General features: G+C 33.2%; 14 protein-coding genes and 1 CRISPR repeat array. All 14 genes read right to left on the reverse strand.

All coding sequences use genetic code 11. The features are described from left to right. Positions 1-2 precede the first annotated feature (2 nt). The 14 genes from CLORY_RS09905 to CLORY_RS09970 all read right to left on the reverse strand — a co-directional run bounded on the left by CLORY_RS09905 (position 3) and on the right by CLORY_RS09970 (position 18,825). The gene (locus CLORY_RS09905) at positions 3-1,952 is read right to left on the reverse strand and encodes a glycoside hydrolase family 127 protein (RefSeq protein ID WP_079423793.1); all 1,950 of its coding nucleotides are present in this window, start codon (positions 1,950-1,952) and stop codon (positions 3-5) included. Between the two features lie 13 nt (positions 1,953-1,965). Next, positions 1,966-2,817, reverse strand: coding sequence for a carbohydrate ABC transporter permease (locus CLORY_RS09910; protein WP_079423795.1), 852 nt, complete (start codon positions 2,815-2,817; stop codon positions 1,966-1,968). 12 nt (positions 2,818-2,829) lie between these two features. Next, positions 2,830-3,750 (reverse strand): carbohydrate ABC transporter permease, encoded by a 921-nt coding sequence (locus CLORY_RS09915; RefSeq protein WP_079423797.1) that lies wholly within the window; start codon positions 3,748-3,750, stop codon positions 2,830-2,832. A gap of 93 nt (positions 3,751-3,843) precedes the next feature. After that, entirely contained in the window at positions 3,844-5,112 is a 1,269-nt protein-coding gene (locus CLORY_RS09920; RefSeq protein ID WP_079423799.1) for an ABC transporter substrate-binding protein, read from the reverse strand. Between the two features lie 121 nt (positions 5,113-5,233). Further along, entirely contained in the window at positions 5,234-6,265 is a 1,032-nt protein-coding gene (locus CLORY_RS09925) for a LacI family DNA-binding transcriptional regulator (protein ID WP_079423801.1), read from the reverse strand. Positions 6,266-6,478: 213 nt separating this feature from the next. Continuing rightward, a CRISPR array of direct repeats spans positions 6,479-8,350; the repeat unit is 30 nt; unit sequence GTTTCAATTCCTTATAGGTATTCTATAAAC. Between the two features lie 162 nt (positions 8,351-8,512). Then, positions 8,513-8,776 carry a CRISPR-associated endonuclease Cas2 gene (gene cas2 / locus CLORY_RS09930; protein ID WP_079423803.1) on the reverse strand — a complete coding sequence of 88 codons (264 nt, stop codon included), beginning with the start codon at positions 8,774-8,776 and terminating at the stop codon, positions 8,513-8,515. Positions 8,777-8,850: 74 nt separating this feature from the next. Next, complete coding sequence (gene cas1b / locus CLORY_RS09935; RefSeq protein ID WP_079423805.1) at positions 8,851-9,843, reverse strand: type I-B CRISPR-associated endonuclease Cas1b; 993 nt, start codon at positions 9,841-9,843, stop codon at positions 8,851-8,853. A gap of 29 nt (positions 9,844-9,872) precedes the next feature. Further along, positions 9,873-10,364 carry a CRISPR-associated protein Cas4 gene (gene cas4 / locus CLORY_RS09940; protein ID WP_079423807.1) on the reverse strand — a complete coding sequence of 164 codons (492 nt, stop codon included), beginning with the start codon at positions 10,362-10,364 and terminating at the stop codon, positions 9,873-9,875. A gap of 23 nt (positions 10,365-10,387) precedes the next feature. After that, positions 10,388-12,718: a CRISPR-associated helicase/endonuclease Cas3 gene (locus CLORY_RS09945; RefSeq protein WP_079423809.1), complete on the reverse strand. Its 2,331-nt coding sequence runs from the start codon at positions 12,716-12,718 to the stop codon at positions 10,388-10,390. Between the two features lie 16 nt (positions 12,719-12,734). Beyond that, positions 12,735-13,478, reverse strand: coding sequence for a type I-B CRISPR-associated protein Cas5b (gene cas5b / locus CLORY_RS09950; protein ID WP_079423811.1), 744 nt, complete (start codon positions 13,476-13,478; stop codon positions 12,735-12,737). 9 nt (positions 13,479-13,487) lie between these two features. Then, positions 13,488-14,363, reverse strand: a complete 876-nt coding sequence (gene cas7b / locus CLORY_RS09955) for a type I-B CRISPR-associated protein Cas7/Csh2 (RefSeq protein ID WP_207652191.1) — start codon at positions 14,361-14,363, stop codon at positions 13,488-13,490. Continuing rightward, positions 14,353-16,302, reverse strand: coding sequence for a TIGR02556 family CRISPR-associated protein (locus CLORY_RS09960; protein WP_079423815.1), 1,950 nt, complete (start codon positions 16,300-16,302; stop codon positions 14,353-14,355). The genes cas7b and CLORY_RS09960 overlap by 11 nt, the downstream gene beginning before the upstream one ends. Positions 16,303-16,314: 12 nt before the next feature. Beyond that, on the reverse strand, positions 16,315-17,052 hold the full coding sequence (gene cas6 / locus CLORY_RS09965; protein WP_079423817.1) for a CRISPR-associated endoribonuclease Cas6: 738 nt from the start codon (positions 17,050-17,052) through the stop codon (positions 16,315-16,317). Between the two features lie 858 nt (positions 17,053-17,910). Further along, a complete protein-coding gene (locus CLORY_RS09970) occupies positions 17,911-18,825 on the reverse strand; it encodes an Rpn family recombination-promoting nuclease/putative transposase (protein ID WP_079423819.1) in 915 nt (304 codons plus the stop codon). Positions 18,826-19,206 lie beyond the last annotated feature (381 nt).

Raw genomic sequence — 19,206 nt, forward strand, 5'->3', positions numbered from 1 at the left:
AACTAATCTTTATACCTTACCCATACAAGCATTTCGCCTTTTCCTCTATTATTCCACAAGCAATAAGGTATAAACCTAACCTTAGTTTGCTCTGTCTGAGGTTTTTTAGTACTGTATAAAACATTTTCCCACCCCGAGTCATTTATTCTCTCTGCAGAAGCTGAAATTGTTAGAGTTCCGCTAAGCAGCTCCTCTTCATATCTCTCAACAAGCTTTGCACTGCAGTCTACAGCAATGGCTCCAAGGTTTTTCCCATTATCTGCTTCTTCCAGACAATATACAACCGGTCCCTTCACAACTGCTACCTTTCCAACATCTGATCTAACCTTTGGATTTGAATAAACAAATTGAGCTGGCATGTCGTACTCTATGCAAAGCAATTCACTTCTATTCCATGTTCGTTTTATTTTAATATACCCTTTATCTATACTATAATTAAAATCCTTTCTTCTGTTTAATTCTATTGATTTTAATGAGCACCACTGAGGAATTCTAACTGCCAGTGTAAATTCAGTACTTTCCTCAGTATTTAATTTAATATCGATGGAAGATTTAAATGGATATTTCGTATTTATTTCAACTTTTACATTTCTTTGTTTCACACTTATATTAGATTCATTAGAAATAAACAAGTTAACAAACAATTCCTCTTCCCCTGTACTATAGATATATTGCCCTAATGATGCAAGAGTTCTTACAATGTTAGGAGGACAGCATGCAACCCCGAACCATTTCTGTCGCTCAGCTTTTACATGAGACAGGCTTGTGTTTTGTTCACATACATCAGGTATAACCTCAAGAGGGTTTACGTAGAAGAATTTGTCCCCTTTAAGTGATATGCCTGACAGCACTGTGTTATATAGAGCACGCTCTAATATATCTGCATACTTTGAATCTCTATCTATCTCAAGCATTCTTTTTGCAAAAAATGCAAGTCCAACAGAAGCACAAGATTCAGAGTAATTAGAGTTATTAGGCAAATCATAATCACAAGTAAATCTTTCTCCAATTGCTGAAGAACCTATACTGCCAGTAATGAACATCCTTTTTGTTGCAATATTATTGAATACTCTCCTACAAGTATCCATAAGCCCATCATCCTTATATTCATAAGCAATATCTGCTACTGCAGAATATAAGTACACATTTCTCACGGCATGACCATCAGCCGTGTTTTGCTCCCTTACTGGTTTATGATTTAAATAGTAACTTGAATCAAAGCCTTCTAGTTCAGGAAATATAAATTTATAATTTCTTTTCTTAATTTCTTCTGAAAAATAATCCGGCTTTGTTCCTCTCTTATCTACAAAGAATTTTGCAGTTTCAAGATATTTCTTTTCTCCAGTCGTATAATAGAGTTTTACAAGAGCAAGCTCTATTTCAGGATGTCCTGGATACGCCTTTATTTTACCCTCTTCCTCTCCAAAGGTGTCATGTATAAGATCCGCAAAACGGCACATAATCTTTAAAAACTTATCCTTACCTGTTGAATTATAATACGCTACTGCAGCTTCTATTAAATGACCTGCTGTGTAAAGTTCATGTCCTTCAACTAAGTTTGTCCACCTTTTTCCTGGTTCTTCTATAGTGTAGTACGTGTTTATATACCCATCACTGCATTGCGCATCCCCAATTAAATCTATTGTCCAATCAGCTAGTGCCTCTAATTCTTTGTTTTCTTTTATTTCTAAACTATAGGCTACAGCTTCAAGCCATTTAGCAGTATCAGTATCTTGAAATACTTTTCCTCCAAACTTTCCTGTTTTGCGCTTGGCTGCTATCATAAAGTTACTAATCGAATAACTCTTTTCTGCACCCTTAATACGGTCATTGATAATATCCCATTGATACATAATTCCATTTTCAAAAATCGTATTAATATATTTGGACCAATATAGGTCATCTATTTTTATATTTTTAAGAGGAACTGATTTAAGTCTTTCTATATTCATCTTCTTACCCTTTTTAACCTTTCGAACCTGATGTTTTTATGCCTTCTGTCAGTTGCTTAGAGGCTAGTAAGTACATAATCATTGGTGGAATAATCATCAATGTAGTAACCACCATAAGTTTATCCCAGCTTACAAGCTGCGCATTTCCTGTAAAGTATCTATATCTAGTCATTGTACCTATAGTCAATGGTTTTACTGCATCTGAATTTACATAAACCAAAGGTTGTAACAATTCATTCCACCAGAAAATGGATGAAAGGACACCAATAGTTACAAAAATAGGCTTTGATAATGGAACCAGCATTTTTGTAAATACCGTAAATTTTGAACATCCATCGATATATGCAGCTTCATCAATACTGGTTGGAATAGTTTTGAAAAATTGTCTAAATAGGAACACATTATATGGATAAGCGAAAAACGCAGGTACAATCATTGGAAGCAGCGTATCTAACCATCCAATTTTTGAGAACAAAAGATACTGAGGAATTATAAGTGTCGTAGTTGGCACCATCATGGTTGCCAATATAATTCCAAATATCAGGTTTTTTCCCTTAAAATCCATTCTTGCAAGCGGATACGCCACTAGTGCACTGGAGAAAACCGTTCCTATGGTATTTCCTATAATCAAAATTATGGTATTTTTTAAATATACATATAAATATGGATCACTGAGGATGACTTTATAATTTGCCCACTGTGGAACCTTAGGAAATATTTTCGGTGGAAATTGACTTATTTCTAACATAGTTTTTAGCGAACTAGATATAATCCAAATAATAGGGAAAAACATGATTACTGCTATTATGGACATAACGCTGTATTGCAATATTTTTTCATTTCTTTTTCTAATATTACTTTTCATAACGAACCTCCTTTACGTATCGTAGTGAACCCATTTTTTAGACATAGCAAATTGTACTAGCGAAAATAGCCCGGCTATTACAAATAGCACAACTGCCATAGCTGATGCATAGCCCATTTTATAATTTTTAAATGCAGTATTATATATGGCAAGACTTAATACATTTGTCGCACCATCAGGGCCTCCTCCGGTTAATGGGTATAGTACTGAAAAAGAGTTATTCAAAGATCCAATAGCTGCCATTACCATATTAAACAATATGATAGGGGACATGTATGGCATTGTCACATTCCATAACTTATCAAAGAAACCTGCTCCATCGATGTCACAAGCCTCATACAATTCTTGTGGCACCTCTTTAAGACCAGCTTTGAATATAAGAAGCATCTGTCCAGTAGCGTAGGTAAATAACATAACAAATAATACAGATGGATACACAAGCGTTTTACTATATAACCAGTTAGGGCCATCTTTAATGCCTAATACAGTATAAAGAATATAATTCAATATTCCAGCCTCTTTATTGAAAATCATCTGAAAAGAAAATGCCAAAGCAATAGAAGGCATAACAGCAGGAATAAAATATATAAACTGATATAATCCAATACATTTCAACCTTAAATTAAGGAACATAGCAAGCATAAACGACCAAATTACAGTTATAATTACACTTGCAACAGTGAAAAATAACGTAACCCAGAGTGAACCCCAAAATGACTGCGATGAAAACATTCTGGAATAATTACTAAACCCAATAAATTTTGGCAGTGACATCATCGACCAATCCGTCAGACTTAACCCAAAAGAGATTAATATAGGCAATCCTGAAAATAATATAAATCCAATAATCCACGGAGACAAAAATGCATAGGCAATTAAATTATCATTGCGTTTTCTTTTTTTGCAAAGCTTTTTTACTTGAATTGTACTCATATTCACTCACCTTCTTTATAAGTTCATACTGCATGCAATATAAAAACGCCGCAGTATGAACCTAATAAAATTTAATTTAAAATCTTAAGCAAACTAGTTTTGTAAAACTTCATCAGCACTTTTCTTAGCTTGATTTATAGCTGCATCAATAGACTTCTGTCCTAAAATCGCAGCTTCAAACTGTTTAACGGAATCTGCTGTAACACCACTTGGCAATAATACATAACCAAATTTACCTGATTTTGCGGCTTCGTCAAAAGCAGCCCAATTTGAAGGTCCGTTCTTTCCTTGTACCTTCCAATCACCTTTTGCAGCTACACTTGGTCTAGCAGATGGATTTGCATTCGATTTTGAAAATAGTCTCTGTGCTTCATCTCCCATCAACCATTCAATAGCCTTCCAAGCTGCTTGTTTATTCTTTGTTGTTTCAGGGATACAATACATTCCCGTATGCAAAGTATTATAGTTTATTGTTCCCTTTGGTTGTTGAGCTATATCCCACTTAAACGGTAAATCTTTATATGAATTCACCATCCAGCTTCCTGTTCTTGTCATAGCTGCCTTTCCAGAAGCAAATAAATCCGCTCCTGCTGAATCTGCTGAAGGTGCAGGAATAACTTTTTTGCTTACAAGTTCCTTTTGCATTGTCAAGAATTTTTTAGCTCCTTCACCTATTTCAAGTTTCCCATCCTTACCTACAATAGCATCTCCCTGTGCTCCAATCCCAGACCACCATCCGCCGGCAAAGCTCATACCATCAGCTCCAAACTGAACTGTTTTTCCGTTTTTAACCACTGTAAGCTTCTCAGCTGCTGCTTTAAAATCATCCATTGTCCAATTATTGGTTGGATATGAAACCTTAGCTTTATCAAATAAATCTTTATTGTAGTACAATATCTCACAAGCATATCCATAGGGCAATCCATAAGTAGCTCCATTTAAATCTTTAAGTGCTTTTACAGCAGGTATGAAGTCGTTTGCACTAATGACCTTCGATTTGGATATATAGTTGTCCAGTGATACCACCTTTTTACCTCTAGCTAAATTCTGTAAATCACATTCCCATGCAATCAATATATCTGGTGCATTCCCTGCTGCGACCATTTGGTTTATTTTCTGTGAATACTGATCTTCTGGAATAACAACAGGTTCAAGTTTTACCTTTGAATGTTTCTTTCCATACTGATACCAAACGTCAAGATTTTTATCTTTTGATGGTTCGTTCCACATAGCTACTTTTAATGTAGTGACCCCATTCGATGTATTTGATGAACCTCCCTTTTTACTACAACCTGCAAATATACCAGCTATAAACAAAGATGAAAGTACAACACTAATAGTTTTTTTAGATTTCATGTTCATTCTAAATTACCTCCCCTTAATTTTTTTCATATTTCAATATATAAAATCCCGTTAGGGCTTTTATCAAAATTATCTTTTTAAAAACCATTATTTAGTTAATCGTTTAACTAGTGCTTAAAAATTATTTATTCCCAACTGTTTCTCTATCAACATATGCACAGGGAACAATTATTTTATTACTTTGCAATTTTTTCTTCAAAATTAAATTTCCCAACACTTCATTAGCTTTAACTCCCATATCTTCTAACGGAACCTTAACAGTTGACAGCATAGGACTTATATACGAAGATAACTCTCTATCATCAAACCCAATAATTGAAAGATCATTTGGAACAGAAATTTTAAGTTCTCTAGCTGCTTTTAATGCTCCTGCTGCCATTAAATCATTAAATGCAAATATAGCGGTTGGCCTGTCCTCCATCATAAGAAGCTCTTTTGCGCAGCTATACCCTTGTTCACTCTGCCAATTTCCAAACTTAACGTACTTATCATCCATCTCTACACCATTATCATATAGTGCTTTTTTAAAACCGCAAAATCTTTTATATGAAGGTTTTGAATCATATGCTCCACAAATAGCTGCTATTTTCCTGTGACCCCTCTTTACAAGAATTTCTCCGATTTCATAAGAAATATCTGTATTATCGTAGGTAACATATACATCATCAGATTTTTCTGTATAACAATACACAAACACAATTGGCCTTTTTATCTTTTCAACTACATTATCTATATTTCTATCATGCATTCCTACATATATTATTCCATCAACTTGAGTACTCAAAAGCAAGCTCATCTTATCATTTATATACTGCTTATATTTTTCAATATCTTGAAACTTGTATCCGATTTTAGAGAAAAGTCCTAGATCACTAAGTATTATATTCTTTTGATTGCTATCTGCATATTTGCTTATTCCTTTTATTATTTCTGGTGCAAACCAAACTGTAATATCTTCCACCAAGACACCTATAGTATTTGATTTATTTGTTCTCAAACTCTTAGCAATACTATTAGGTTTATAATTATATTCTTTTGCTAATCTGAGTACCTTTTGGCGTGTTTCATCACTTACGTTACCTGAATCGTTTAATACATAAGAAACAGTAGCTACAGAAACGCCAGCCAACTTCGACAATTCTTTAATATTCATATGTTCTCCTACTATCTAATTTATTTAAAGTTACATGAATTTAACATAAACGTTTAACCAAACATTTAAAACCTTTTCATTTATTTAAATGTTACCACAATTAAATTTTACTTTCAATAGGTTTTTAAGAAAATGTTTCTCCTTTTTATTTGCTGAAATCCCTTTTATGCTACTTTGATGTTTACAAGTACATCTTGTGTTAGCTTAACCTGCGTTTCAATTCCTTATAGGTATTCTATAAACCTTTACATCTTTAGATATCGCAACAATGTGTTACAAGTTTCAATTCCTTATAGGTATTCTATAAACAAGAAATGAAAGATATGAGACAACAGCTCCAAGAGACGTTTCAATTCCTTATAGGTATTCTATAAACTGAATATGAGTGTGATGGAGATATTGACGAAGCTAGTTTCAATTCCTTATAGGTATTCTATAAACTAGGTTTATAAACGTTGATATGACTAATGGAACAAGGTTTCAATTCCTTATAGGTATTCTATAAACCTGGTATATTATACATAGCTTTCACCTTCTTTCTAGTTTCAATTCCTTATAGGTATTCTATAAACACAGTCTAAAGAGGAAATAGAAATATACAAAAAGAGTTTCAATTCCTTATAGGTATTCTATAAACTAAGTTCACATTGCAGAATAATTTCGGCTGGAAAGAGTTTCAATTCCTTATAGGTATTCTATAAACAATTCGATTCAGTTTCTTTTATCTGTTTAAAGTTTGGTTTCAATTCCTTATAGGTATTCTATAAACTCCTCGTATTCAATAAGATTTTTAAGCCTACTTTGGTTTCAATTCCTTATAGGTATTCTATAAACTATATCTGCATACTATGAAGGATTAACCGTTATGTTGTTTCAATTCCTTATAGGTATTCTATAAACATAAAAAAGTATTGCATTTCGCTCACGTAGGTGATAGTTTCAATTCCTTATAGGTATTCTATAAACGGAGAAAACTCTAGGAGTTTTTTATTGATAATTCTGGTTTCAATTCCTTATAGGTATTCTATAAACCTACATAGGCGTTTACAATAGTCTCTTTTACAGTATGTTTCAATTCCTTATAGGTATTCTATAAACATAGACTTTTTACAGCCTTACAGCATGTTATCAGCGGGTTTCAATTCCTTATAGGTATTCTATAAACTATAGAATAAATCCTTTAAAGATTCAGAGTTTTATGGTTTCAATTCCTTATAGGTATTCTATAAACAGTAAGGAGGAAACAAAGTGTTTCAATCTTCAAAGAGTTTCAATTCCTTATAGGTATTCTATAAACCTGCAACTCTATCGTACTCAATGCTTTGTTCATCGGGTTTCAATTCCTTATAGGTATTCTATAAACTAATCTGTTCTTTTCGCTTTGAAGCTCCTTTACCACGTTTCAATTCCTTATAGGTATTCTATAAACCTTTATTCAATGTTATTCCCCCTCAATAATCTTTTGTTTCAATTCCTTATAGGTATTCTATAAACCAACAAAACAATTCTTCTTGATATGTTAGAAGGAGTGTTTCAATTCCTTATAGGTATTCTATAAACCTTGCATGGTCAAGAACTTCATCATATTCATTTCCTGGTTTCAATTCCTTATAGGTATTCTATAAACCTTGCATGGTCAAGAACTTCATCATATTCATTTCCTGGTTTCAATTCCTTATAGGTATTCTATAAACGTGTATACTCTTTGGAGTCCTTTTTATCTAACTTCGGTTTCAATTCCTTATAGGTATTCTATAAACATTATGGAAGTTATAGTCCTACCTATCGAAGACAAGTTTCAATTCCTTATAGGTATTCTATAAACTATTGAGGGGGAAATATAAATGAATTTTTATGAATGTTTCAATTCCTTATAGGTATTCTATAAACGATAATGAAGAAACTCAAAAACTAGAAAAAAGCTAGTTTCAATTCCTTATAGGTATTCTATAAACAATGATATCAGAGAGGATTTCGGTAAAAAAGAAAGGTTTCAATTCCTTATAGGTATTCTATAAACTACCACTATCTCCAGTAGAGTTATACCAAACCGTAGTTTCAATTCCTTATAGGTATTCTATAAACCCATCCAACTACCATTATATCAAGGTTTACTGTTTTGTCAATTTGTAACTCTTTTGTTAACAAAACTCGCAAACCCTCTGTTTGCCTCATTATAAAATTCGTCGATCTCCAGTGTTTTTTGCACTACTGAGGGTCGACGAAAAAATCAAATGCTGTTTCATGCTATAAAAATATATCCTGTTCATTCTTAGATACACCTATAACCTCTCTCTTAGAATATCTTGTATTTCGAAGTGTATAGACTATAACCGAGTCCTCATTGGAATGCACTATTTCTGAAAGCTCCATTTTTAATTTTTTCATATTTGCTTCTGTAATTTCACCTTCAAATACTGAATTCTGAACCCAGGTTAAATATTTTCTGCACTTTTTAAGAGCTCTGCCTACTCGCTTTTCTCCGAAATCATATACCAAAATAACAAACATAACAAGACACCTCTATTAAAATTCTTTTAAATTTATCAATAAATACCACTCTAGCCTGCATGTAGTTCCATACCTTACCACCTTGCAACAAAGCCGTCATATTCCTCATCTTCTGTAAAATACTTTTGCAGTTTATAAAGCTCCATTCTTATAAGTCTTTTATAAGAAACTTCTTTGTTGTGTTTAGGATGCTTTATCGTAGTCATCAGCTTGTTATTATATTCTGCTATAAATTTCTTTTTTCCTGAGTCGGACAATAAAATGCCTTTAAACTGCTCCTCAAAATCATCTTCTCCTATTACTCTCTTATTCAAAAGTGAAAAAATACATCTATCAACGATTATCGGCTTAAATATCTCTGCCATATCTAAATTTAACGTAAAACGTCTCATATTTGTTGAGTGTAGATAACCTATCCTTGGATCAAGCTGCGTCTGATATATTTCACTGAGCACAGTACTATACATAAGAGAATTTCCAAAACTTATCATAGCATTTATGTTATCCAGCGGTGGTCTTTTACTCCTTTTTATGAATCTGAACCCTACATTGTTTATAATCTTATTAAAACATGTATAATACATTTCTCTAATATTTCCTTCTGCAGCCATTAGAGTTTCTATGTCCTGAGTATCCTCCATCTCTGCTGATCTTTCTGAAATCCACTTTATTTCTTCTTCAAGTTCTGAACCTCTGCTGTTGTAGTATTTCAACACAACTATAATATTTGCTATAGCAGTTTCTATTATATTTTTTGCGGTTCTAAGCCGTTTATCAAAATCTAAATAATATTCACTCTGCTTCAAAATCACATAGCCAGAATTAAGATGTTCTCTAGGATAAAACGTTCCTGTATAGTAACCATAGTAATTAAAGAAGTGAATTGTTATCTCTTTTTCTGATGCAAATTCTAAGAATCTCTTGTTTAATTCCACCTCACCAAACACATAAATAGCATTTGTTTCTTCAACAGGTATGTACTTTTTACCTTCACTGCTCTCAAAATACAGAGTGTTATCCTTCCTTTTAAGAACTCCATCATTGAATATAAATATATCCCTTTTCATCTATCACCAATTCCTTTCAAAGTTCCTTATTATGAATAGCAGTACTCTCTATATCCGCAATTCTTACAGTAGCCTATCCTTTTTATTTTAGGCGGCTTCATGCAAGTACAGATTTTCTCTATATTTTGCTCCATTTCGAGCAGTGCTTTTTCAGCGTCTTCATTTAATATAACTTCTTCTCTTTTTCTTTCCTGTGGATAAAGCAACATTCCTTTTGCATTTATTCCTGCCATTTTAAGCACTCTTAAATAGAACATTAGCTGCCACTTTGAAGCCTCTGAATACTTTGATGTCTTTTTAGTCTCTCCAATAGTTAATCCCTGTTTTGAATCCAATATCACGTCAAATTTTACATTTCCAAAAGATATCTCCTTGTCCTTCCTTTTATAACTGTGCTCATGAATGAATCTACCTATATCTATGTTTTCATCCTGCTGGTCAGGCACTATTTTTCTAGACATAAGCCACAATTCTCGAGTGCAGATATTATAGTACCAAAAATATGTTCCGTTTATATCCATAAAATCAACTCCACACCTGTATTTTAAAATACGAGATAATCATCTTCACTGCGTTTAAATCCTGTAGTTTTGTCATAATAACTATCACAGGCCTCTTCAGACATATTTAAAAGCACTGTAGTTTTATCTGAAGATACCCTATCCTTCACTATTCTTATAGGAAGTGAGAGCGTATATTCATTTATATTTCTCCTCATATTAAGAAGCTTTTCCATACGTTCTTCGCTTTCCTTTTCAGACATAGTTTTAATAAATTCCTGATATATCTCCTCTGCTTCCTCACAGCAGCGCATAAAAACATCCACATAATTGCTTTTTTCCTTTATTAGTGAAAACTTATCAAGGCTGTATTCCCATTTCATGTTTTCATCTGTAAAAACAAGTTTGTTGAGTGAATCTATAAAACCTTTAGAGGCATCATCATTTTTACATTCAGTAACTTGTGTAAAATACTCTTTTATGAGTTCAAGATAATTGTTCTCTGGTATGCTAACCTTATTTTTTAGAAGTTCCTCAGTTATATTAATGGAACTGTGCCCGTAAACTAGATTTGAAAAATATTTTTCACTCTCGCTTTTCATCATATATATGCAGACTTTTCCTCTTGAGGACTGCTTGCTGTTGCGATTGCACCTGCCTGCAGCCTGAATTATGCTATCTATAGGCGCAATATCTCTTATTACCACATCAAAATCAAAATCCACTCCTGCCTCTACCACTTGTGTAGAAACAAGTATAGGTTTTTCACCTAATGAAAGAGCTGAAGAAACCTTGTCTATTACTTCCTTCCTATGCTTTGGAATTAAATTGGTAGATAGATAATATACCTCTCTGCCTACATCCTTCAGCTGATTATATATCTCCAATGACTGGTTTATCGTATTGCATATAATAAGGTATGATTTCTGTTCCATTTGCTCTATGAATTCTTCAGCAAACTCATTTATCGTTACAGGTTGTAATCTAGGAATAATTTCTGTCCTGTCAAACATTTGGAAATATCTTTCATAACTATTTAAAAGCTCACAAGCGTCCTTTAATATCAACGGTTTTGTAGCCGTCATCATTATAACTCTACAGTTCAGCTTATCCGCCGCAGCTCTTAGAACATAATCCACAAGGCTGTAATATTCTATGTCTATCGCCTGAACTTCATCTAACAAAATTATTGAATTTTCAAAGGCATTAAACTTCTTGAGCATTCTATTGCTGTTTCCGATAAGTGTCTGAAGCAGTTGTACAAATGTGGTTATAACTATACCGCTGCTCCAATTTTCCAAAAGGAGCTTACTTTGGCTTACGCTGTAATCTTCGAATTCATCATCATACTCCAGCTGTGCCATGCTATGATGTTTTATTATATACTTGCTCCTGTTTACTACAAAATCTTCAACATGTTTAAATAATTTTTCCACTACATTAAAGTTTTGATCTATTATAGATGTAAAAGGAAGCGCATAAATTATTCTTCTTCCATCTCCCAGCAGCTCTTTTAACTTCAATGCTGCAAAGAATCCCGAATACGTCTTTCCCGTCCCTGTAGGCGCGCTAATCGAAAATATCTTGTTATCCTTATAAACTTTCTCAAGGTTATCTTGTATCGATAAAAATATTTCCTTTCTTATATTGTTGAGCTTACTATTGTCTGCTCCTTTTAGCTTATCTTCTCTAGCCAAATTTAAGTTTTCAAACACTGCATACTTTTCTTCAGGTATTTTTGTATTGGATGCACTAAGCTTATCTGCCCCTATAAGTGCTGAATACATAAACTGACTCTGAAAATACACCTCTGGTTCTTCAAGTTTTCTTAAATTTACATATTCCATCCGCTTAAGTTTCTTTAAAAGTCCTGGCAAATCGGCCCCATCTATAAACTCATTAAAATATCTTTCATAGCCTAAAGCTCTGTAGTCCTCAACTATCTCATTCCTGTTGTTTTTTATATTCTCAATCTGTTTCTGTGCTATTGTAACCTTCTCGAAAAGATCACTATCCATTATCTTATAAAGTCCCTGCCTCAAATTAACCGGTAAATCCTCCGCTGCATATTTAAGATTTCCGTGGTGATGCAATATATCGTTATAAATAATTAAGGGCAGAAGTGACTCCTGCCCATATTTTTCCATAGCTATATAAGCAGAGAACATCGCTGATATAAAACCATGGTTTGCATATTTGTTTTTCTTTTTATCCTTAAGATACGTTTGAAAGTAGGTAGTATATTTTCCAAAATCATGGCAGCAGCACATTATATCTAAAGGTTCATCATATTTGTCCTTTGCCAGAAATCTTGCATTTTGTCTTACTTCCTCAAGATGCCTCAGCATAGTCTTATCTTCATGAGAATTAAACATATATACCCACCACCAATCACATAAACACTATATTTTCTTCATGAGCACTGCAATCTGCTTCATATTTTACTTTATATATGTCTGCAGAAAGTTTCATTTTTATTGTCTTTCCTTCATCTTCGAAGATATATGAATTTATACTTTTTATATATCTATCCTGCATAAAATCCCGCGGCATCTTCTCTCTCATAAGATTTATCTCTGAATTATACACGTCTATGCCGCCTTCTACTATATACCTGCTATCAACCGCAGTCGCTATGCTGGCTGCTGTCTTCGAAGTAAAAATTTCTGCTGCTGATGAACCTATATATTCTATGCTGCAATTGAAACTGGCCGCTCCCATATACGGTGCAAAATAATATTTTTTCTCCTTAAGTCTTCTTTCCAGTTCCTGCATTATATTCTCATTCTGATGAGAAAAATAGATTCTATAAATTACGCCCCTGTCTCCTGTTAATATCTCGAAGGGAATCTGTGTATGCTTCTTTGGATCTACGACTTCTTTAGAGTTTTTAGCAAACATATAGTTCACAGTATGAAGCATTTTTCTCGTAGCACCACATTTTTTAATTGCTATTTTGCAGTTATCGCTGCTGAAGGTTTCATAGTAACTGTCTCTTTCATATCCTAAAACAGTAGCTATAATTCCACATATAGTAGTCCTCGGCGGAATAGAATAAGTGAGAGAAGATGAATTGGTATAATATTTTCTAAAATGAGCAAATTTTCCTCTTATATCAAACACCAGTACATTCATATTCTCACCCTACTTTACTTCAACCAGTGTAAAATCTCCAAAAGCTTCATTAAAAGTCGCTTTCTCTCCATTCACCTGGAGTTCCAACTTATCATCGTAGAAATAGTACATAGCTTCAATCCTTTCAGCATTCTTAACAAGGAAATTTCGAAGTTCAGTTACGTCAAGGGCACATTCCTTTATATCTCTTATACTCTCTTCTTCCTGCTGAAATTTTATGTAATCTCTCATATCCCCAAGTATCGTCTCATCGTCCTTATACTGAACCCTCATATAAAGTCGTGGATGCTGGCCTATCTTGCTTCTTGTACATTGCTCTGGTATAGCATACCTCATAGCCTTATCTAGTAAGTTTACATCTTCCTCTGAAAGCTTCACCTTCTCAGCTCTCTTTCCGCTTATAACTCCTGAAAATGCTATAAAGGAATACTTAACCCTATAGTCCTTACCAATAGAACCTTGATTATTCCCCTCCTTCGAAGTAAAATGAGAAGTAATGCTTGTCTCAAGCAATTCTACTTTATTAAGTGAATAACCCCAATTAAACTGAATTGGTCCTGTAAAATTTTTATTGTCACCTTTAAAAGGTATCGTAGCTCCAAACATTCTTACATCTATGAGCTTATCTAAAATAGTATCTGTATCATTACTTTCTAATGCCTTTATCCTCTGTTCTGCAGTGACAGGTTTATCATCTATCCCCTGCACAAACAGAGAATATCCCTTGTCCATAAGATAATCCCTCACATATCTCTTAAGTCTAAGATCAGATACAAGGTTTATTTCTCTCTCATAGTCCATCCTTGGTCTGTTTTCCTCGTCTGGATCACCATTGGGATTGCTCAATTTTGCATCATAAATATATAATATTTCACTATTTTTCATCATTGTTACCTCCATCCTTCTTAATACTTAACTTGTGTTTTATTGCAGCATAACCATAGCCCGAAAGTATATAATAAAGATTCTCTTGTTTGTTGCAGCTCCAGTCACTGTTTATATGCTTGTCCATAAGCATTCTACACTCGCCAAACACATTTTCGTAATACACTCTTATCTTCTCCTCATCAAGCTTACCCAATACCTGCGAAGATAAGCTCTTAAGCCGTGCTCTATCAATCCCTGCATAATTAAGTTTATTTAGAATAGGTTTTTTACCTTCAACACTCCTCTTACGTTGAGAATTACCAATCTCGCCTATAAGATACCCAAGCAAAAACAGTGCTGCCTCCTGCTCTGTATACTTCATCTCCTGCATATAAAGCTTTAAATTTTCATTCACATTAAGCTCTGAATAATCCACCGCTTTCCCCTCCTTTATGCACTTTAAATATTGAAGAAACTTTATAAAAAGTTCTCCATTCACTATAATAGATTCAATGCTATTCTTGCTTATGTTATATCCATCTTCATCAAAGTATTTAATCTTACAGCATTTTATTATATCTTCAATAACCGCCTTCTTATTTATATTTCTTCCGCACAATATATCTTCATATCTATCTAATAACCGCTTATACTGAGTGGATTGTCCATCGCTTATCCTTATAGGAATTAAATAGTACACAGAATTGAGGTCTATCTTATAATAAAATTGTTCTCCATATATAGACTTTCCGAATTCTTCTGTATAATATTCCGCCTCGAGGATTCTATTGAACATAGATGGATTTATATCTTTAATAAATTTCTGAACTTTAGTTGCTTTCTGATTTTTCTTGTAGAATATAAAGTTGAGTAGAAAATAAGCATCTCTATTTGCTTCTGTTAATGAATTTTCTATCTCTATTTTGAGATTCTTTATGCTTTCGTAGCTTTTCACTGTATTGAATGATTTGATAATTTGATTTGTCTTTCGTTGAAGTTCATCAGAAGTCATTGGACTTCCAACTATGAAATGAGGTACAATATACAACGTAAATCCGGCCATTCTTGTATTTAAATGGTTCATGACATACTTCTCTGCCGCCAGAATTTTTTTTATGCAATTCTGACACAGCATCATGCTCTTACCAAAATTAGCTTTGTTAAAATCATTAAAAAATGTGATTTTATCAGTAATGTAAAACTTTATATCTGTTTGGATTTCAGCAGTTAAATCCTCACTACTTCCACACCCAGAGCAATAATGTTTTACTGATGTCTTATTAGGTTTAGTAACTTCTCTTTCCTTCCTTATCGCTTCCCTGTACTCAGGAAAGTCACAAAGAGGCACACCATCTATTAGAATTGTATATAATGAAATTTCCTTGTCCTTTATCTTATGAATCTCATTTAAATAATCTATAAAAAGTTTCTTACATTTCTCGCCAAGCTTCTTTTTAAATGCTTTATCAACCTGATTGCTGCCCTGGAGATCAGAAATTTCATTTAAAACCGCTTCTGCAGAAACAGTTTTTCCTCCAGCCTTTTCTAAGTCCAGAATATATCGGTTTTTAGGACTGCTAAACTCTTCTCCAAAATCTATATAGAATTTTTCCTTCATAAAGGCCAATTTATGCCCAAGATCTCCCTTAAAATTCTTATTGCTAAGATTAACTACAGTCTCTGTTATATGATAAGAAAGATTTGATGCAGTTGAATACCACTGCCTTGATGCAGCTCCCGGTGCAGAACCTATATAGAGATATTTTTTAGAAGTAGCTTCATTCATCTCTTCATTTGTATCTATTATGATTCTCTCATTTGTAGTATCAAAGTTTAACTTAAGCACATGCTGATTTCTGCCCTTACTATCTGTTACTGCAGCTTCCTTCACAAGACTTTCTACAAAGTCACTGCCCTGAAGTATCGCAGTTCCAATTTGAAGCATAGCTTCCTGCATATAACCACCCTCTTAACCACCAATTTCTACACAACCAAAACCTTGTCCATTTTTTGAGCCAAGCCCAGCATTATAAGCCATATTAAGCAATTCTTCCGAACCTTCTACAATAAACTCACCGCTCCAACCCTTTATAACAGTACCCTTGTAAACAACAGCACTCTCTCTAAGTTTAGGATTATTTATAGGCTTTATAGAAAATTCGTCATTTTCTGGTTCCTTTTCATAAGCTGCATTAAACTTGTTTATGAGATTCCTCCTAAGTATAGTTTCAAAATCTTTCTCCATAGGGCTATAGTAGTATGTCTTCTTGCTGCCATCATGTTCAAAAGTACTGTATGCTACTATCGGAGACTTAGTGTATATCTTATCTCCACTCTTAAGTTTTTTATTGAAACATCTTACCTCTTCCACTGATACTCTTTGATTTCGAATAAAAATTTCATCCTCTAAAATAACTTTATTCACTATGTAATTAAGAAACTTGTCATCAGAAGAACTTACAATAAACTTGCCCTGATCAAAATAAGTAATAGTCTTGTTCTCCCTATTCATCCTAAAGGCACCTTCAAGTCTTGAAAAAGAGTACATCTTGTACCGCCTTTTGTTGTACTCATAGCCAGTATCATGGATGAATTTCTGATAATTCTCATCTCCAAGCCATTTAAGTATTATAGCCTGAAAGATATTATTGTACTGAATCGGCAGCACTAATTTGTCATCAAATTTAAGCATAATCTGTATTCGCATAAAATCCCCTTTTGTCTACATATTGCGGTTCACTTTACTGTAATATACTAGTATATTTCTATATATTTTCTCAAATTCCTTCAAGATACTATAACTTTTTTAATTTTTTCGAGAATATGAAAAAGATGTGAAATTCTGAGATATGCATGGAGAGTTATATGTAAATCAAATATACTATTAATAAATGCATAACTAACTCTTGATTAATTATACCACAATATTCCACTTCATATCTATTTGTGATTATGATAACATATTTATGCAAAGCATTTAATACCACAGAAGGATGGCTGTGGAGGTTTTGAATGTTTTTCCTCCTGTGCTATTGGTGAAGTTCATCATAGCTAAGGAGGTGGTATTGGATTGATTATACTATTTGTGAAATTATTAAAATACGCAACAATCATATATATTGTTAGGTTAGTATTAACTCATAATCTTTTTGTAAATCGGTTAAAAATTAACATCAAGTTTTTAGGCCTTGATATAGAAGTTACGAGCAAAGAAAAAAGCACCCCATCCAACAAAGATTAAGTGCATTTTTCTATAACCCAATATTAAAACTAATAGCCCTAAAACAAAAAAACATTCTAGGTTATGCTTAGTGTTACCAGCACTAAGCATTTCTTATCTCTATTATATCAAATTTTTTATAAAAATAAACATCATTTTTCAATGTAATTCCTTATAGGTATTCTATAAACCTTCCAACTCCCATTATATCAGGGCTTGTTATTTTGTCAATTTGTTACTGTTTTATTAACAAAACTAGCAAACCTCCTAGCTGGCTCATTATAAATTTCGTCGACCTCCCGCTGTTTTTGCACTACTGGAGGTCGACGAAAAATTAAAGTGCCTTTATTTGTTTTTTAAACTTCTTATGAATTCAATACTTAAACCTGTTTTTGTAGCCAAAGTTTCTTCATCTAGAACATCTAATAGATTTTTTGCCAATTCTATCTTACCTTGTTCGATGCCTTGTTCAATGCCCCGCTGGATGCCTTGTTGGATGCCTTGTTGGATGCCTTGCTTTATACCTTTTTCTATTCCGCTGTTCATACCTTTTTCTTCTGCCGTCCTAAAAGCTTCCTTATAATCTCTTAACCTTTTTAAATCATTCTCATATTCTTCTTTCTCTTCTTCACTGAAATACATCACTTCTAGTTTCTCAACAGCTTTCTTTACTGCCTCATCCTCTGCCAACTCCTTTGGCATATTATTGGAATGAATTTCATAAGCTTTGTTTAAAAAAGCTACCCATCTATCCAAAGTGTTCGTTATATCTTTAAAACCTTTTTTGAATTTCCCAAGTTCTATAAAATGCATCTCAAATATATTTGACAGTTCTTTACTACTTTTTTCATTATAAACTCTGTAAACATTATGAAAATCCTCTTCCTCGAGATAATTAAAATCTAATATATTTATTGATATTGTCTTTCTCAAGGTAGAAAATATAGCTCCGCTTTCCATTTGGTCTGTGTATACCTTCGCCCAATAATAAAAAGCCCTCTTATCATAATACCCCTGCTCAGCCATCTGCATCTCTATGTCATACCAGGTACCTTTTTCATCTACTGCTTTTATATCCAATATAGTCATTTTACCATTTCTATAGTTTGCTATATTATATGGATTTTTCAATTCTATATCCTTTATTTTTTCTTCTTCCCTTAGCATGGAGTTTATAAATGAAATCAGTATATCTTTATTTTCAGGGCTTCCAAATAACTTTTTAAATGCAAAATCTACTTTAGGATTTATCCTGCACATTTTATCCACCTCTCCAGTTAAGTTTTAAAATACAATACATAAATCTACTCCTTAAACCTATATGATTATCCGTCTTCAGTTGGAATGCATAACCCTCCGAAACAAATCACACATAGAATCTCAGCAGATATTTATGTTTTTATTATATCCTATAGGTCAGAATTTTTCACTATCTAAATTACAGTTGGGAAATTATACTTTCTATATAGATTAAAAGGTAGAATTGTAGCCCTTACCGAACTATGCTTATAGTTTCAAGGTATTGTTTCTTAACAATGCCACGTCATATTTTAAAAGCAAATAAGACCATCTAAGTTTAAAGATTGAATGCTTAATACATTCTAACTTATAATAACATTCCTTATAGGTATTCTATAAACT

Source organism: Clostridium oryzae, assembly GCF_002029235.1.
Classification (GTDB): Bacteria; Bacillota; Clostridia; order Clostridiales; family Clostridiaceae; genus Clostridium_AE; species Clostridium_AE oryzae.

Excerpts from the sequence above, each read along its gene's own strand:
- cas7b (WP_207652191.1), bottom strand. The coding sequence starts at position 14,363 with ATGAAAAATAGTGAAATATTATATATTTATGATGCAAAATTGAGCAAT.
- cas6 (WP_079423817.1), bottom strand. The coding sequence starts at position 17,052 with ATGCGAATACAGATTATGCTTAAATTTGATGACAAATTAGTGCTGCCG.
- cas5b (WP_079423811.1), bottom strand. The coding sequence starts at position 13,478 with ATGAATGTACTGGTGTTTGATATAAGAGGAAAATTTGCTCATTTTAGA.
- CLORY_RS09945 (WP_079423809.1), bottom strand. The coding sequence starts at position 12,718 with ATGTTTAATTCTCATGAAGATAAGACTATGCTGAGGCATCTTGAGGAA.
- CLORY_RS09960 (WP_079423815.1), bottom strand. The coding sequence starts at position 16,302 with ATGCAGGAAGCTATGCTTCAAATTGGAACTGCGATACTTCAGGGCAGT.
- CLORY_RS09925 (WP_079423801.1), bottom strand. The coding sequence starts at position 6,265 with ATGAATATTAAAGAATTGTCGAAGTTGGCTGGCGTTTCTGTAGCTACT.
- CLORY_RS09920 (WP_079423799.1), bottom strand. The coding sequence starts at position 5,112 with ATGAACATGAAATCTAAAAAAACTATTAGTGTTGTACTTTCATCTTTG.
- cas4 (WP_079423807.1), bottom strand. The coding sequence starts at position 10,364 with ATGGATATAAACGGAACATATTTTTGGTACTATAATATCTGCACTCGA.
- CLORY_RS09970 (WP_079423819.1), bottom strand. The coding sequence starts at position 18,825 with ATGTGCAGGATAAATCCTAAAGTAGATTTTGCATTTAAAAAGTTATTT.
- CLORY_RS09915 (WP_079423797.1), bottom strand. The coding sequence starts at position 3,750 with ATGAGTACAATTCAAGTAAAAAAGCTTTGCAAAAAAAGAAAACGCAAT.
- CLORY_RS09910 (WP_079423795.1), bottom strand. The coding sequence starts at position 2,817 with ATGAAAAGTAATATTAGAAAAAGAAATGAAAAAATATTGCAATACAGC.
- cas2 (WP_079423803.1), bottom strand. The coding sequence starts at position 8,776 with ATGTTTGTTATTTTGGTATATGATTTCGGAGAAAAGCGAGTAGGCAGA.
- CLORY_RS09905 (WP_079423793.1), bottom strand. The coding sequence starts at position 1,952 with ATGAATATAGAAAGACTTAAATCAGTTCCTCTTAAAAATATAAAAATA.
- cas1b (WP_079423805.1), bottom strand. The coding sequence starts at position 9,843 with ATGAAAAGGGATATATTTATATTCAATGATGGAGTTCTTAAAAGGAAG.